Source organism: Halalkalicoccus sp. CGA53 (assembly GCF_036429475.1).
GTDB classification, from domain to species: Archaea; Halobacteriota; Halobacteria; order Halobacteriales; family Halalkalicoccaceae; genus Natronorarus; species Natronorarus salvus.
The window spans coordinates 3,607,909-3,622,979 of record NZ_CP144125.1 but is presented as its reverse complement, the minus strand read 5'-3'; the positions used below and the strand labels follow the sequence as shown (position 1 = coordinate 3,622,979).

The window sequence follows — 15,071 nt, the reverse complement described above, 5'->3', positions numbered from 1 at the left end:
TGCGGGCGAGCCGAACGGTCACCGATGACGACGAGTCGGGACGTGAGAGCGTGAGCGAGGTCCTCTCCCACCGGGTTCCCCGGCGACGGGTCGAGAGTGTTCTGGAGGAGACCGTCCTCCACAACCGTTTCACCATCGCCGTCACGTTTCCGCTGGTGGGCGTCGCGCTGCTGATCGCCGGCAGACACGGACTGCTCCCCCCCGAACTGGCGATGAACCCGTATCTGATCATCGCCGCGAACCTCGTGATGGTCTCGCCGCTGATCGCTGGCCTGCTCCCCGTGGTCTCACGCAGGGCGCTCGCAGGGCTGGGGCTGCTCGCGCTGTTCACCTGGGGTATCGAGCTCGCCGGCGTGCTCACCGGCTACCCCTACGGCGAGTTCTCCTATCGGTTAGATCTCGGCCCGATGCTCTTCGACCTCGTCCCGCTCGGGCTGCCGGTGTTCTACTTCCCGATCCTGCTCAACAGCTTCCTGCTCGTGCTGCTGTTCGCGGGCGACGCCTCCCTCCCGAGGCGGTTCGCGCTCACGCTCGCCTGTGTGATCGCTCTCGACCTGATCCTCGATCCGGGTGCCGTGGCGCTGGGCTTCTGGGCGTGGGACTCTCCAGGGTTCTACTACGGCGTTCCCGCGATCAACTACGCCGGCTGGCTGCTCTCGGGTGCGGTCGCGGTCACGCTCATCCAGGCCGCGTTCGATCGCCGGAGGGTGAGGGCGCGGCTCGCGACCTGTCCGTTCCTGCTCGACGACCTCGTGAGCTTCCTGCTGTTCTGGGGGCTGGTGAACCTCTACTTCGGAAACTGGGTGCCGTTCGCGCTCGCGGCGGGACTCGCGGGCGTGCTGCTCAGAAGCGACTGGTTCGACTTCGACGTGCTCCCCGTTCCTGGGACGCCTCTCTCGCGCTAGCGGGTCGGAAGCCCCTCGCCGTGGCGGCCGTGACTCGGCTCCGGGGGGGAGGGCACCGCGCTCACCTTCCGAAACACGTACTCGGGGTCCCGGCTCCGCCGCCAGTGCCACTTCGTCCTGAGCAACAGCGCGACCTTCCTGAGCGTGCCTAGGTCGGGTTCGTTCATGAGCACGTCGTAACCTATCTCCCTGATCAGGCGGTGGTGTTCGGCGTAGAGCACCGAGGCGAGCAGGACGGGGAACTGACAGTCCTCGGGAAGGTACTTGATCCCGCGCACGCCCTCGCGGTAGAGCCGCTCCGTTCTGAGCAGTTCCTCGCACATCACCGCGGCGAACGACTCGTCCATCCTGTACTCCTGGATCTGTTCCTCGGTGACCCCGTGGCGTGCGAGGGTGTCCCCCGGCAGGTAGATCCGATCCCTGTCCCGGATGTCCTCTCGTACGTCGCGCAGGAAGTTCGTCATCTGGAACGCCTCGCCGAGCGTCGTCGCGTGCGGGAGCGCCCGTTCGGGCTCCTCGGGCTGCATCACGGCGGTCATCATCCGGCCGACGGCGGACGCCGAGCCGTTCATGTACGCCTCGAGTTCGTCGTAGGTGGCGTACCGGGACTTCTCGATGTCGGTCGCCATCGCGTCGACGAACACCCGTACGTCCTCGTCGGTGATGCCGTAGCGCTCGCGGAGCTCACAGAACGCCTCCAGCACCTCGCTCTCCGGCTCGCGCTCTCCGAGCGCCTCCGCTCTGAGGATCTCGAGCTGTTCGTACTGCGTCTCCGGGGGGACGCCCTCGGCGTCGTCGACGACCTCGTCGGCGAGCCTGAAAAACGCGTAGAGGACGTACGTCGCGTGGCGGACGCGCTCCGGCAGGAGCCTCGTCGCGAAGTAGAAGGTCTTGCCGGTCTGTCGCTGAATCGCCTTGCTCGTCGCCACTTGCGTCTTCCTTACCATTGAGACACCGCTACGGTCGCATCTAGGGCTCGACTTTTATTAGCTGTTTGTATCTTCGCCACCTATTGCCGATCAGTACCGGAAAAAAAAAATGATAGACTGCGCTCAGTCGTCGTCGGCTGTCGGCGGCTCCTCCCGTTCCTCTTCGGCCGTCTGGAGGGTGTCCCTGTCCTCGGCGAACCCTTCCGACCCCTCGATCCGTGCCCTCGCCTCCCCGTCGAAGCGCATCTCGACGTCCTGGTACCGGCTCACCTGCGAGAGCTCGTGGTGGGACTCCGTCGGGTGACCGATGTAGCGCTCTTCGAGATCGAACTGCGCGCGCTCGTCCTCCTCGGCGAGCCGCTCGAAGTCCTCGTAGACGGCGTGCGCGCCGGAGTGCAGCGCGAACAGCGTGATGAAGACGTACTTGTAGCCGAGCTCGCCCAGCTCCTGGAACGTCAGGGGATCGTCCTGCTCTCCCCACGCGAACGACGAGGAGTAGTTGAACGCGAGGTCGAGATCCGGGTGGGTCTCGTGGATCGTCTCCGCGTACCTGGCGGCGTCCTGCCTGCTGGGATCTGGCATCTCCGGCCAGACGAGGTCCACGCCCGCGTCGGCGTAGATGCGCCCCCGTTCGAGGTGTTCCTCCCAGTCGCCGTTGGCGGAGCCGTAGGCGTCCGTGCGGGCGATGATCACCGTGTCCTCGGACTGGCGGGCGTCGATCGCCGCCTCGAAGCGCGCTCCCGCCTGCTCGCGCGAGACGATCTGCTTGCCGGCGATGTGACCACAGCGCTTCGGCGTCGTCTGGTCCTCGATGTGGACGGCGGCGACGCCGGCCTTCTCGTACTCGCGCACCGCGCGCCGGACGTTGTGGATGCCGCCGTAGCCCGTATCGCAGTCGGCGATCACGGGGAGCGTCGATGCGTCGACGATCCGCGAGGCGTTCTCGACCATCTCGGTCATCGTCACCATCTCCAGGTCGGGGAAGCCGAACTGGCCGAGCACGGTGGAGTAGCCGCTCATGTAGACGGCGTCGTGGCCGGTCATGTCCGCCAGCCGGGCGTCGAGCGCGTGGTAGATCCCGGGGGCGAAGACGAACGTCTGTTCGTCGAGCATCTCCCGGAACCTCCGTCCTGCCGGGTTCTCTAGCTCTCTCGTCGTCGTGTCCGTGTCCGGTCCGATCATCTCAGTTGTTCTCCTCGCCGATCCGGTGGCTCCAGACCAGCTCCTCTAAGTCCTCCCTGCGCGTCGTCCGGTCTCTCCGCCTCGTCTCGGCGCTCAGCCGCGGAACGGCCGGAACGCCCGTGTTTTCGGTGTCGGTGTACATGTCGTGTCGTGGGTTGCGTGATCGTCGTGCTGTGCCTGTGCCGCGGACGCCGGTCATACGGGGATCATCTGCCACGTCTCCGAGGACCGGGAACCGGACCATAAACATAACGATTAATCATTTTAAACGCTGGGGTAGTGACCCCATATCTATAATGACTATTAATGATAGACTATGCCACGCACGCCCTGACGGAGCCGCTGTCGTAAGCGACCGATCGCTCGGCGCAGTAGCTGTCCTCGACGAGCGTCGTCGCGTAGATGTCGGCGCCGACGTCGTCGTAGAGCGCCGGGCGCTCGGCCGCGGCATCGCGGTAGAGGATCACCTCCTGGTCGGCTCCTTCCGGGGCGGCGATGTCCGAGGGAGCGCTCCCCGTCCGGCCGAACACCTCGGCGTAGAGGAAGTCGGTACCCAGTCGCGTCGAGGTCCGCTCGCCGAGCGTCTCGACCGCCGCGAGTTCGGACTCCGAGAAGGAGAAGACGACGCGCTCCTCGAACGTCGGGTCCTCGACGGTTCCGGGCGTCGAGAGCACCATCGCTCCCGGGAGCACGAGACAGAGCGCCACGAACAGCACGAGCGCGGGCGCGGGCGAGAGCCGCGGGCGGAGCCAGGCGAGGCCGGCAGCGGCGAGGACGGAAAGCGGGGCGAGGAGGAACGCGATCCACCGGCTCGGGAGGAAGTTCTCCAGGCCGAGCGCGGGGGTGACCACCGCAACGGTTCCGAGCGCGCCCGCCGCGAAGATGACCGAGAGCGGGGCGTGTGCCCGCCTCCCGAGCGCGACGAACGCTCCGAGTACTCCGAGAAGCGAGAGCGCGAGCAGCCCGACGCCCTCGACGTAGTAGGTCCAGTCTTCGGGCGGCCGAAGCGCGTAGTCGGCCTCCGGGTCGCGGAGTTCGATCGCGGGCGTGAGCCAGCCCGCCTCGGTTCCGAGCGTCTCCCGGAGGAAGAGCAGACTCCGGTCGAGAAACGAGAGTTCGGTCCCCGTGAACGGGGTCACGGTCCAGACGGCGAGGAGTACCACGACGAACGGGACGAACAGGGGGAGGACGTTCACCGGTCGTGGCCGGCTTCGGGCGATGAGTCGAGAGAGCACCAGCGAGAGCTGTGCGAGGACCGCCGCCGCGACGATCGTCGCGGCGACCGCGGAGGAGACCTGGTGGGTGAGCACCAGCGCGCCGAAGAGCGTCGCGAACAGCGTCAGTTCCTCGAACCGGTAGCCCACCTGTACGATTCGGAGCAGCGAGACGAACAGCGCGAGGGCGAGCACGAGGCCCATGCTCGTCGGCACCGGGTAGATCCCCCAGAGGACCGCGGGCCCCGAGAGGGCGAACGCGCTCGCGGCGAACGTCGCCCACCGGACCGTGAGCAGCGTCCGTCCGAGGAGGTAGGTCAGGAGCGTCGTCGCGACCGGCACGACGAGTCCGACCGAGAGGACGGCCGCGAGCCGAACCGGAAGGTCGCCAGCGAGTGCCGTGGCGACGATCAGGAGGTGATAGAGCGGCGCGAAGTAGTACTTGTTCCCCTCCAGGGTCTCGAGTGATCCCTCGGCGAGGATCCCGGAAACGTACGTCGGCATGTGCGACCAGGTGTCGAGCCCGACGTAGCCGGGCGTCGTCAGCAGCACCGTGAGGCGGACCGCGATCGCGAGCGCGAGCACCTGCGAGAGGAGGACCGGAACCGAGAGGTCCCGCTCACGTACGAACGTGACTTGGAGGAGTACAAGAGAGCCGAGCAGCACGCTTGCGAGGTGAAAGCCCGTGTCGCGACCGCCCGCGAGAACCCCCGAGACGAGGAGCGCGGCCGAGCCGAGGAGGACGACGCTCGGGAGCGTGACCGAGACGGATCGGGGGAGCCTCGGCACCTCCGAGATCGGTTCGCGACCTTCCAGCGCGATGTAGGCGAGCGTTCCGAGTACCACGACGGGTGGCAGCGTGCGCACGTAGACCGAGGCGCCGGGTCGGCCGAGAACCGCGATGCTCGCTCCGAGACAGCAGGCGACGACCGCGAGGGGGAGGGCGACCGACCGGAGCGAGCGGACCATTCGTCCGTCCTTCGGCCCCGAGGGATATGGGTGCGGCGGGTCCCTACCGATCGAGCAGCTCGTCTGCGAGCAGCGGGACGAACGTGCCGATGTCGGTCACCAGTCCTGCAGCCTGCGCGCTCCCCCTGTCCACGAGCTGGGTGACCGTCGCCGGGTTGATGTCCACACAGACGACGCGCGTCGTCGAGGGGAGGCAGTTCCCGACCGCGACGGAGTGGAGCATCGTCGCGAGCATCAGTACGAGATCGGCGTCGCGGACCTGTTCTCTGATCGCGTTCTGGGCCTCCACTGCGTCCGTGATGGTGTCCGGCAGCGGGCCGTCGTCGCGGATCGAGCCCGCGAGCACGTACGGAACCTCGTTGCGTACGCACTCGTACATCACACCGCTCTCGATCAGTCCCGACTCGACCGCGGGTTCGATCCCGCCCGCCCGGATCACCTCGCTGATCGTGTAGATGTGGTGGGTGTGGCCGCCCCGGGGGTGATCGAGCGTCTCGGCGTCGAGGCCGAGCGAGGTGCCAAAACGGTCGCGTTCGAGGTCGTGGACCGCGAACCCGTTGCCCGCGCTAATCGCGTCGACGAACCCCTCGCGAACGAGTGCCGCGAGGTCGTTGCGCGCGCCGGCGTGGACGACCGCCGGACCGGGGACGACGACGATCTTCCCATCCGCCTCGCGAGTCGCCCTGACGGCCTCCGCGACGTTCCCGATGAGCGACCGGGAGGGCCGCTCGCTCGAGATCCCGCCCTGCATGAATCCGAACGCGCCCTCGCGGTCCCTCGGGCGCTCGGGCGGGCTCACCCGAATGCCGGTCTCGCCCGTGACGACGAGATCGCCCCCCTCGACCATCGTGAGCGTCTTCGTGTACGCCCGGGGCTCCTCGGGGTCGACGACGATCGCACAGTCCATCTCGATGTTCTGTACGGAGATCCACTCGCCCTCGAATCGGATCTCGGTGGGGTGGTTGGTGGTAGAGTAGAAGCCGGGGGGGACCACCCGGTCGTCCGGGGCGGGCTCGACGACGGCGTCGGTGGGCGATTCGAGCGTCGCGCCGTTCTGGTGGAGCTGGTGGAGGATTGCACGCAGCTCGCCCTCGGTCTCGGCGGTGACGGCCATCCGCGCGTACGTCTCCTCGTCCTTTCGCCGTCCGATCTCGAACGCCTCGATCTCGAAGGAGCCGCCCATGTCCATCACGATCCCGAAACACCGGCCCATCATCCCGGAGTCGATGATGTGGCCCTGGAGTTCGACCGTGCTCGTCGCGGTCATACCGGGCGGAGGGGGTGGGGGGAGAAAACGGTGCCCGTTAGAGCATGACGCCGGTGAACCCGACGGTCTCCAGGAGGACCCAGACGACGAAGACCGCGTAGAGCCCCAGGAGGACGTACGCCTCCCACGGTTCGAGGACGAACTCGGTTCGCAGGAGGGTGAAGAGGACGACCGTGCCGAACATGAGGAAGCCGATCAGGGGGATCGCCTGTGAGAAGTCGATGGCGGCCGCGCCCGCGACGAGCACGCCGGCGGGGACCGCCACCAGCAGGTCGAAGACGTTCGAGCCGAAGACGTTCGCGATGCTGGTGACGTCGTGTTCGCGTTTCGCGGCGGCGATCGAGACGAACGCGTCGGGGAGGCTCGTCGCCGCGGCGATCACGGTGAGCCCCCAGATGAAGCTCGGGGTGTCGAAGATCTCTCCCAACCCGATTGCCATCCGGACGAGGCCCTCCACCGCGACCGCGATCACGGCGAAGCTCAGGAGCAGCAGGAGCCACTCCCTGCGGACGTCGATCCGTTCGGTCAGCGGCTCCGGCTCGTGGTCCATCGTATCCGAGTACTGGATGAAGACGTAGAGCCCGTAGGTTGCGACCGGGATGAGCGCGAGCTCGCGGGTGATCGTCCCGCCGAGAGGGGTTCCCGCCCCGTCGACGGGGTAGTAGATCACGGCGAACGAGCACATGAGCAGGAAGACGGCGACCGCGAGCATGTAGAACTGCGCCTCCTTGTAGACGACCTCGCGGCCCGAGGAGAGCCCACCCTCGCTCGCGAGCGCGGCGGCCGCCGGGATGACCAGTACGTTGAAGATGGCGGAGCCGACGATGACGCCGACGCCGAGTTCGAACTCGTCGTGGACGAGCGGGGCGATGATCGCGGTGAGCAGTTCAGGCATGCTGGAGCCGATGGCGACGATCACCGCCCCCTGGACGATCGCGGGGAGCCCGTAGTGGAGCGCGAGGCGTTCGGCCGATCCCTCGAGGAGCCCGCTGGCCCGCCAGATGAGCGCCGTACAGACGGCGCCGACGACCGCGTACCAGACGAGCACCCACATGTCCCTTCGCTCGTCGCCGACGCCGTAAACCGTGTCGCTTTCGGCGACACGAGCGCCGGTTAACATCCGCTTAATCGGGGATGGCTCCGGCAGAACGCGCTGAACGATCTGTGGGTACTTTTACCGGACGGCTCCATCACTCACCCGGGGAGGGGCCGGGATTTCCGGGCCTGTCGTGGGAGCGGTCACACGGACCGCCCTGTTCCGACGAGAAGGAGACCGACGAGCCCGTTCTACGGACTAGAGGACGACGGTGAGTCCGCCGCCGAGGATACAGAGCCCGCCGAGGGCGAGACAGACGATCCAGAACTCGATCGTGTGGACGATGCGCATCAGCGCGTCGATCACGACGTAGCCGACGACCGCGCTCGTGACGAGCGCGAAGAACGCCTCGAGACCGGTGTTCGTCGGCACGCCGCCGGTGTCGAGGACGATCAGGACGCCCGCGCCGAGGCCGGCCGGGATCGAGAGGAGAAACGAGAGCCGAAACGCCGAGGGCCCGCCGTGACCCCGAAAGAGCAGCACGCTCGCGGTGGTCCCCGAGCGCGACACGCCGGGGAGAATGGAGAGCCCCTGCACCGCCCCGACGAGCACCGCGTCGAGCAGGTTCGGCCGCTCTTTCTCCCCGAGGCCGATCGCCTCGGTCGCCCGCTGGAGGAGACCGGTGAGCACCAGCAACACGCCGATGACGGCGACGAACAGCCCACCGGTGAGGTCGCTGGCGAGGTCGATCAGGAGCACGTAGATCGGGATGCCGATCAGACCCGTCATCGCACAGGCGACGACGACGAACGTCGTGTCGGCGTTCGGGCCGACGAACGCACCCTCGGGTCGCCAGCCCGGCGCGGCGGCGACCGCCTCGCGGATCGTCTCGCGGTAGTAGACCGCCGCCGAGAGCGTCGTCCCAACCTGGAGGAAGAGCGCGAGCTGTACGGCGACCTCGGGCGAGACGCCCATCACGGTCAGGAAGAGCGAGACGTTCCCGGTGCTGGAGATCGGCAGCCACTCGACGATCCCCTGGACGACCCCGGCGAGGACGGCGACGACCAGCTCACGCAGACTCATCGTCTACGCACACTCGGGAGGGAGTGAAAACGCATCCGGTTCCCGTCACCGTCTCGTCGACAGGCCACCGTCGGTCGTCGACTCGCCACCGCGCGCCGAGCGACCACCCTCGCCCCGCTCGAACGACCGGTCGACCCCGGCCGGACGGCGATCGCCCGAGAGGTCGGCGAGCGAGGGTGCCTCGACCCTGCGCTCGTCGCCCGTCGGCGCGTCCGAGGCGGCGGCGTCGAACCGATCGGGCTCCGCGACGCTCGCGATCAGGTAGCCGAACGCCAGCGCGCCGATGACCGAGCCGGGGCCGGTGTGATAGAGCGTGTACGCCTCGAAGAACTGACTCACGGCGAACCCACAGGCGAGCGCGAGCGCGGCCACGTCGACGGTCCGGGCCTTCGCGAGGCCGTGGAGGATCGAGCCGAAGATCAGAAGCGTGTAGGCGGCGACGCCGAGCAGTCCCGTCCGGATCCATATCGAGAGATACGAGTTGTGCGGGCTCGGCTGCCCGATCCCGTCGGGGACGTACGGGGCGATCACATCGCTGGTGCTGACGATCCCCTGGCCGGCGAGCGTCGGGTTCTCCCGGATCGCCGAGAGGCTCGCCCGCCAGAGCTCGAACCGGTTGGCCGGGTCGATCGGGACGATCGAGAGGTAGATCCCGACGAGGAAGGCGGGGACGAGGATCGCGATCCCGACGGCCGCGACCGGGACCGCCCGCCAGTCGAGGAGGCTGTACGCGGCGTAGATCGTGACCCCGACGCCGGCGGCGAGCCAGCTCGCACGGCTGTTCGAGAGGTAGAGACCGACGAGGTTGACGCCGAGCAGCCCGACCATCAGGAGCGCGCCGAGGGCGGCCCCACGTTCGAGCGACCGGATCGCCTCGACGAACGCCGCGACGGTGCCCGCGAAGACGACGATCCCGAACGTGTTCGGGTTTCCGAACGCCGATCGGACGACCGAGAACTCGCGGTCGAGCATCGGCGGTGTGATCGTGTTCTCCCAGGGTTCGACCGCGAGGAACCAGACCGTGTAGCTCCTGTCGAACGCGGAGGGGAGGCCGACGAACGCGAGCACGCCCCCGAAGGCCGCGATCGTCCAGAGGAAGAGCCGCGGGGAGACGTACCGTGGGAAGACGAAGAGGTTCAGCCCGAGGAGGACGCCGGCGCTGACCGCGAAGACCGCGAGCCCGCCGCCAGGAGCGACCGGCAGCGTGTGGTAGAGGAAGACCGCGAAGACGACCCCGAAACAGAGCAGGTAGGGGAAGGTCTGGGAGACGTACGAGAGCGCGTCGTGCTGGACGATCAGGTAGCCTAGTAGGGAGAGCCAGAGCAACACGAGCGCGAAGACGCTGTTCTCGAACGCGCCGAGCGCCTGCCAGGTGACGGTGAACCCGAGTAAGAGCGTCAGGCCGAACTGCGCGAGGAGAAAGATCGAGGTGTCGACCCCGCCGGTGCGATAGTCGTACTGGTTGAACGCGAGGAAGCCGATGAAGACGCCGAGCAGCGCGAGGTGGATCGGGCCGACCGAGGTGAACCCCATGCTCAGGAGGAGGACGAGGAGGAGACCGAACGCCGCGTGTACGTATCTGTCCATGGTGTCGCCCGTTGTCCCGCTTCGTCGATTCGCGACTTGGTTATCCTGTGTCAAAGCCCTGTTGGTAGACGAGCGTCGCTCGCGGCGGCGAGAACGCGGCTTCGGGGGGATCTCCGGCCCACGATCCGGGGATAGCATGCCTATAATATAGTACACGTGGGGAGTTCTCCCACCGATGAGCGACCTCCCGGTCCGGCTGCGACCGCTCGCTTCCTTCGAGGTGCTGTTCGTCTGTTTCCTCTTCTCCGGCGTCTTCAAGGCCTGGGCGCCGCTCGCGTGGGTGCCGGTCGACCTGACGGCGCTTCTGGCCACCCTGACCGCCCTCTCCGGGGGGTGGCTGCTCGTCCGTGGCTTCAGGCCGCATCGGACCGGCGTCGTCCTCTCGCTGCTGTTCGGGCTGTTCGCGGGCTACGCGGCGCTGAGTCTCCGCTGGTCGCCCAGCGGACTCTACGCGGGCTCGAAGGCGTTTCGACTCCTCACGGTCACCGCGCTCTCGCTGGTCGGTGCCGCGCTGGTCGTCTCAGCCTCCAGGGCCCGCCTTCGGCGAGCGTTCGCCACGGCGGGCGTCCTCGCGGCCGTCGCGACGGTCGAGACGATCCGGGTCGGGCTCTCACCCGGCCTGCCGACGCCGTTCGGGACGAACTACCTGATCGTCGGCCGGCTGATCGGCTTCGGCGCCGTCCTGATCGCCGCCGTCCTGCTGTTCGATCGGCCGGAGCTTCGGTACAGGGTCGCCGGCTGGACGGCGCTCGGCGGCTGTCTCCTGGCGCTGTTGCTCGCCGGGGGACGGGGACCCCTCACCTCGACCGTCGTCGTCGTCGCCGGTCTGGCGGTGGTCGCGCTCGTCACCGGCCACGCCTCGGTCCCGCGGGACGGTCGGGTCGTCGCCGCCGGCGTCGGTGGCGTCGCCCTCCTCGGCGGCGTTCTCCTCGCGGTCGGCGAGGCCATCCGCGGCGTTCGCCGTTTCCTCCTCCTGCTCGACGGGCCGGGGGACTCGCTCGGGGGGCGGTTCGCCCACTACGAGACGGCGGTCGACCTCTGGCTCTCCGGGTCGACGCTCCGCGGTCACGGCCTCGGGGGTTGGTCGGTTCTCGTCGGGGACGCTGACGTCCAGTCGTACCCGCACAACCTCGTCCTCGAGATACTGGTCGAACTCGGCGTCGTCGGCCTCGCGCTCTTCGCGCTCCTCGTCTGCGCCGGCGTGGTCGCCCTCGCCCGCGGCTGGGTCGAGACCGGGGATCCGACCTCCTTCGCGGTGGCCGCGCTGTTCTCCTTTACGTTCCTCAACGCGGCGGTGACCGGCGACCTGAACGAGAACCGCTTTCTCTTCGCGGCGATCGGACTGCTCGCCTACCGACCCGTCGACCGGATCGGACCGGGGACCGCTCCGGTGGCCGGGAATCGGCCACACGCGGCGAACCCGGGGGTGAAACGGTGAGTCCGGAGCCCGCGGCATCGCACACCGCACACGGGGACGACCCTCTGGTGAGCGTGGTCGTCCCGACGTACGACCGGGCGTCGGTCCTCCCGCGAGCGATCGAGAGCGTTCTCGCCCAGACTCACGGCGGCCTCGAACTGCTGATCTGTGACGACGGGTCGACCGACGACACCGAGTCGGTCGTCGCGGACTACGACGACGACCGGATCCGGTACCTCCCGGGGGAGAACCGGGGGGCGAACGCGGCGCGAAACCGCGGGATCAGGGCCGCGATGGGCGATCTCGTCTCGTTTCTCGACTCGGACGACGAGTACCACCCCGAGCGCCTCGCCCGGACGGTCGATGCGCTCTCCGGGGAGCCCTCGGCCTGTGCGGGAGCGTTCACCTCCTACTGGAAGGTACGGGACGGCGAACCCTCCGACCTGATCCGGGCGCGCGACGGGCGGGTCACCCGGAGGGACATCGCGCGGGCGAACGTCGTCGGCGGCTTCTCCTGTACGACGTTCCGTCGCGCGGTCTTCGACCGCGTCGGGCTGCTCAGAGAGGACCTCGCCTCCTCACAGGACTACGAGTTCTTCCTCCGGGTGTTCAGGGAACACTACATGGTCGGGATACCCGCGATCCTCGTCACCTGCCACGGCCACGGCGGGCAGATCAGCGCCGACATCGAGCGGAAGCTCGCCGGCCAGCGAACCATCCTCGAGGAGTACGGCGACGAGATCACGGACGCCCGGCGCGCACAGCACCACTACATGCGGGGACAGCTCTACGCGGACGCCGGCCGGATGGGGGAGGCGGCCCGCGCGTTCGCCGAGGCCGTACGGATCGACCCGCGGGCCTGGCGGTACTACTACTACGCCCTCGCCGCCCGGCTGGGACGCCGACCCTACCGGACGGCGACGGGGCTGAAGAACCGGGTGAAGGTGGCGCTCCACCGGGTGAGAACGTGACCGACGTCTGCGTGCTCTCGACGGTTCACCCCGCCCACGACCAGCGGATCTACCACAAGGAGATCCGGGCGCTCGCCGACGCCGGCTACGACGTGACGTTCGTCGTCCACGCCGGGGAGAGCGGGGTGAGAGACGGGGTCCGGATCCGATCGCTGGGGACGACCGACTCGCGGGGCGACCGGTGGCGACACGTCCGCGACGCCTATCGGATCGCTCGCGACCTCGACGCCGACTGCTATCACTTCCACGACCCCGAACTCCTCCCGGTCGGTGCGGCGCTCGCGCGAAACACGGCGGGGCGGGTGATCTACGACGTTCACGAGTACTACCCCGACGCGATCTACATGCGCGAGTGGATCCCGTTCCCGATCAGGCTCCCGCTCGCGCGCGCGTTCCCCCCGATCGAGTCGGGGTTCGTCCGCCGGCTCGACGCCGTCATCACGGCCGACGATCCGACCTCGCGAGCGTTCCGTGCACGCGGCCACGACCCGGTGCTCACGCTGCGGAACTTCCCGAAGACGGAGTCGATCGAGGTCGGCGATCCGCCGCTCGAACGCAGGCACCGACACGTCCTCGCCTACGTCGGCCAGTTGAGCCGCGAACGCGGGCTCTTCCGGATGCTCGATATCGTCTCGTTGCTCCCGGAGACCGAGCTCTGGGCCGTCGGCGGGTTCAAAAACCGCGCGGTCGAGCGGGAGGCGAGGGCGGTCGTGGCTCGCCGGGGGCTCTCCGATCGGGTCACGTTCACCGGCTACGTCGAGTACGACCGGCTCTTCTCGTACCTCGCCGGGGCCGACTGCGGGCTCGCGCTGCTCGATCGACGGCGGACGCGGCGGAACGTCCCGACGAAGCTCTTCGAGTACCTCGCGTGTGGGCTCCCGGTCGTGGCGACCGCCGGCGAGTCGGTCGTCCGATACCTGGACCAGGAGACCGGGGTCTTCGTCCCGGAAGCGGACCCGGAGACCGCGGCCGATCGGGTCCGGGCGCTGCTCGCGAACGGGGAGCGTCGGGCCGAGATGGGCCGGACGGGACGCGAGCGCGTCGCGGCGAAGTACTCCTGGGAGCGCGAGCGGGAACGGCTGCTCGGGCTCTACGAGTCGTTGGTCGGCTCGCCCTGAGCGGTCCGGTCGGCGGTCTCCCACGCGACGATCCGCCTGTCGGTGAGGAAGTTCCAGAGCCCGACGAGCATCCCGTAGTTCGCGACGAGGAAGTAGTACGGGACGTGAAGCGGCGCGGGCGCGTCGATGCCACGACGGTCGGCCAGCCAGCCGGCGGCGGCGAGCGCGTAGCAGCCGACCTGTCCGACGAGCGCGAGGCGGACCAGCCGCGAGCCCGAACGCAGCCCGAGGACGAGCGTCGAGAGGAGCGCGACGGCGAGCGAGACCGGCGAGAGCCACCGGAGCAGTTTGTGCGAGACGAGCTGGTAGGAGACGCGTGGGTACCGCCGCGGGTCGAGGAGTTCGGAGAACGACGCGAGCGTGTACCACGACCGGGTGACGATCCGGATCCGACGGTCGAGTTCGTCGCCGACGGTGCCGGCGGTGTGCTCCCAGGCGACCGCGTCAGGGGCGTAGACGGCGCGCTCGCCACGGGAGACGATCGCGAGCGGCTCGGCGAAGTCGCTGATCGCGCCCGGCGGGAGGGGAACGTACGATCCGCGTCGGACCGCGTAGATCGAGCCGTTCGCGCCGATCAGCGAGTCGAACCGTGATTCGAGGCGTTTGACGAGCCGTTCGTACCGCCAGTAGACCGACTCGCCCTCGACGTCCGCTCCGTTCCGATAGCGTAGCTCGCCGACGACGCAGCCGACGCCCGGCACGAAGCGCTCGACGAGCGCGTCGATCGCGTCCGGCTCGTAGAGCCCGTTCGCGTCCGAGAAGACGACGACGTCGGAGTCGAGACCCTCAACCACCCGGTTCTGACACGCCGTCTTCCCGACCCTCCCCTCTATCCGCTCGAGACGGACGCCCTCCTCGGCGTACGACCGGACGACGTCGTCGGTCCGGTCGGAGGAGCCGTCGGAAAAGACGACGATCTCGAGGTCGGGATACTCCAGCGCGAGGCTGTTCTCGATCTTCGTTGCGATCACCTCCGCCTCGTTGTAGGCGGCGATCACGAGGGTGACGCTCGGGCGCCAGCCCGGGGAAGAGGGGTCGTCGTCCCGTCCCCCGACCAGGAGCGTGAGGGGGTAGAGGAGGTACGTCTGGCAGAGCGCGAGGACCGACAGACAGAGCGCGACCGCGGCACAGGCGGTGGTGCTCGGGCGCCACCTACGTTCGCGCCCGCGAGGGCCAGCCATGCGGGAGAGAGACGCCGGTCCCGTGTTGTTATCCACGACCTAATCGACCCGTTCACGGGACCTATTCTTCGCCCGATACGTGGGCTGACTGGGGACGGCCGTGTGTCGGATCGGCAGCGGGGATGCGGATCGATCGAACCGAGCCGCTCGCTCTCGGAGCCGGACGACGAAAAACTTGTTAGTTCCAGAATAAAGAACATCAGTTTTTATAT

At 68.4% G+C, this 15,071-nt stretch carries 13 protein-coding genes; 4 read left to right on the top strand and 9 right to left on the bottom strand.

The annotated features are described in order from the left end of the window. Positions 1-50 precede the first annotated feature (50 nt). On the top strand, positions 51-905 hold the full coding sequence (gene cruF, locus V2L32_RS20300; RefSeq protein WP_409348458.1) for a bisanhydrobacterioruberin hydratase: 855 nt from the start codon (positions 51-53) through the stop codon (positions 903-905). Here the strand turns inward: cruF and V2L32_RS20295 are convergent. From V2L32_RS20295 to V2L32_RS20260, 8 genes are all read right to left on the bottom strand, one after another. Then, positions 902-1,852 (bottom strand): phytoene/squalene synthase family protein, encoded by a 951-nt coding sequence (locus V2L32_RS20295; protein ID WP_331234435.1) that lies wholly within the window; start codon positions 1,850-1,852, stop codon positions 902-904. The genes cruF and V2L32_RS20295 overlap by 4 nt on opposite strands. Positions 1,853-1,957: 105 nt before the next feature. Further along, entirely contained in the window at positions 1,958-3,016 is a 1,059-nt protein-coding gene (locus V2L32_RS20290; protein ID WP_331234434.1) for an isocitrate lyase/PEP mutase family protein, read from the bottom strand. 1 nt (position 3,017) lies between these two features. Next, a complete protein-coding gene (locus tag V2L32_RS20285) occupies positions 3,018-3,158 on the bottom strand; it encodes a hypothetical protein (protein WP_331234433.1) in 141 nt (46 codons plus the stop codon). A gap of 172 nt (positions 3,159-3,330) precedes the next feature. Continuing rightward, a complete protein-coding gene (locus tag V2L32_RS20280; RefSeq protein WP_331234431.1) occupies positions 3,331-5,199 on the bottom strand; it encodes a hypothetical protein in 1,869 nt (622 codons plus the stop codon). Positions 5,200-5,242: 43 nt separating this feature from the next. Beyond that, on the bottom strand, positions 5,243-6,466 hold the full coding sequence (locus V2L32_RS20275) for an ornithine cyclodeaminase, nickel-pincer nucleotide-dependent (protein WP_331234430.1): 1,224 nt from the start codon (positions 6,464-6,466) through the stop codon (positions 5,243-5,245). A 37-nt stretch (positions 6,467-6,503) separates the two neighbouring features. Next, the gene (locus V2L32_RS20270; RefSeq protein WP_331236644.1) at positions 6,504-7,520 is read right to left on the bottom strand and encodes a sodium:calcium antiporter; all 1,017 of its coding nucleotides are present in this window, start codon (positions 7,518-7,520) and stop codon (positions 6,504-6,506) included. Between the two features lie 240 nt (positions 7,521-7,760). Beyond that, the gene (locus V2L32_RS20265) at positions 7,761-8,585 is read right to left on the bottom strand and encodes an undecaprenyl-diphosphate phosphatase (protein ID WP_331234429.1); all 825 of its coding nucleotides are present in this window, start codon (positions 8,583-8,585) and stop codon (positions 7,761-7,763) included. Positions 8,586-8,630: 45 nt separating this feature from the next. Continuing rightward, positions 8,631-10,172 carry an O-antigen ligase family protein gene (locus V2L32_RS20260; RefSeq protein ID WP_331234428.1) on the bottom strand — a complete coding sequence of 514 codons (1,542 nt, stop codon included), beginning with the start codon at positions 10,170-10,172 and terminating at the stop codon, positions 8,631-8,633. Positions 10,173-10,347: 175 nt separating this feature from the next. On the opposite strand from V2L32_RS20260, the gene V2L32_RS20255 reads away from it, so the two are divergent. Genes V2L32_RS20255 through V2L32_RS20245 form a run of 3 tightly spaced genes read left to right on the top strand, consistent with a single transcriptional unit; the run spans position 10,348 to position 13,678 of the window. Beyond that, the gene (locus tag V2L32_RS20255; RefSeq protein WP_331234427.1) at positions 10,348-11,610 is read left to right on the top strand and encodes an O-antigen ligase family protein; all 1,263 of its coding nucleotides are present in this window, start codon (positions 10,348-10,350) and stop codon (positions 11,608-11,610) included. Continuing rightward, on the top strand, positions 11,607-12,560 hold the full coding sequence (locus tag V2L32_RS20250; RefSeq protein WP_331234426.1) for a glycosyltransferase: 954 nt from the start codon (positions 11,607-11,609) through the stop codon (positions 12,558-12,560). The genes V2L32_RS20255 and V2L32_RS20250 overlap by 4 nt, the downstream gene beginning before the upstream one ends. Continuing rightward, entirely contained in the window at positions 12,557-13,678 is a 1,122-nt protein-coding gene (locus tag V2L32_RS20245) for a glycosyltransferase family 4 protein (protein WP_331234425.1), read from the top strand. Before V2L32_RS20250 ends, V2L32_RS20245 begins: the two co-directional genes overlap by 4 nt. Here V2L32_RS20245 and V2L32_RS20240 read toward each other — a convergent pair. Beyond that, a complete protein-coding gene (locus tag V2L32_RS20240) occupies positions 13,651-14,859 on the bottom strand; it encodes a glycosyltransferase family 2 protein (RefSeq protein WP_331234424.1) in 1,209 nt (402 codons plus the stop codon). The genes V2L32_RS20245 and V2L32_RS20240 overlap by 28 nt on opposite strands. Positions 14,860-15,071 lie beyond the last annotated feature (212 nt).

Excerpts from the sequence above, each read along its gene's own strand:
- V2L32_RS20285 (WP_331234433.1), bottom strand. The coding sequence starts at position 3,158 with ATGTACACCGACACCGAAAACACGGGCGTTCCGGCCGTTCCGCGGCTG.
- V2L32_RS20280 (WP_331234431.1), bottom strand. The coding sequence starts at position 5,199 with ATGGTCCGCTCGCTCCGGTCGGTCGCCCTCCCCCTCGCGGTCGTCGCC.
- V2L32_RS20295 (WP_331234435.1), bottom strand. The coding sequence starts at position 1,852 with ATGGTAAGGAAGACGCAAGTGGCGACGAGCAAGGCGATTCAGCGACAG.
- V2L32_RS20290 (WP_331234434.1), bottom strand. The coding sequence starts at position 3,016 with ATGATCGGACCGGACACGGACACGACGACGAGAGAGCTAGAGAACCCG.
- V2L32_RS20255 (WP_331234427.1), top strand. The coding sequence starts at position 10,348 with ATGAGCGACCTCCCGGTCCGGCTGCGACCGCTCGCTTCCTTCGAGGTG.
- V2L32_RS20260 (WP_331234428.1), bottom strand. The coding sequence starts at position 10,172 with ATGGACAGATACGTACACGCGGCGTTCGGTCTCCTCCTCGTCCTCCTC.
- V2L32_RS20265 (WP_331234429.1), bottom strand. The coding sequence starts at position 8,585 with ATGAGTCTGCGTGAGCTGGTCGTCGCCGTCCTCGCCGGGGTCGTCCAG.
- V2L32_RS20240 (WP_331234424.1), bottom strand. The coding sequence starts at position 14,859 with ATGGCTGGCCCTCGCGGGCGCGAACGTAGGTGGCGCCCGAGCACCACC.
- V2L32_RS20270 (WP_331236644.1), bottom strand. The coding sequence starts at position 7,520 with ATGTGGGTGCTCGTCTGGTACGCGGTCGTCGGCGCCGTCTGTACGGCG.
- V2L32_RS20275 (WP_331234430.1), bottom strand. The coding sequence starts at position 6,466 with ATGACCGCGACGAGCACGGTCGAACTCCAGGGCCACATCATCGACTCC.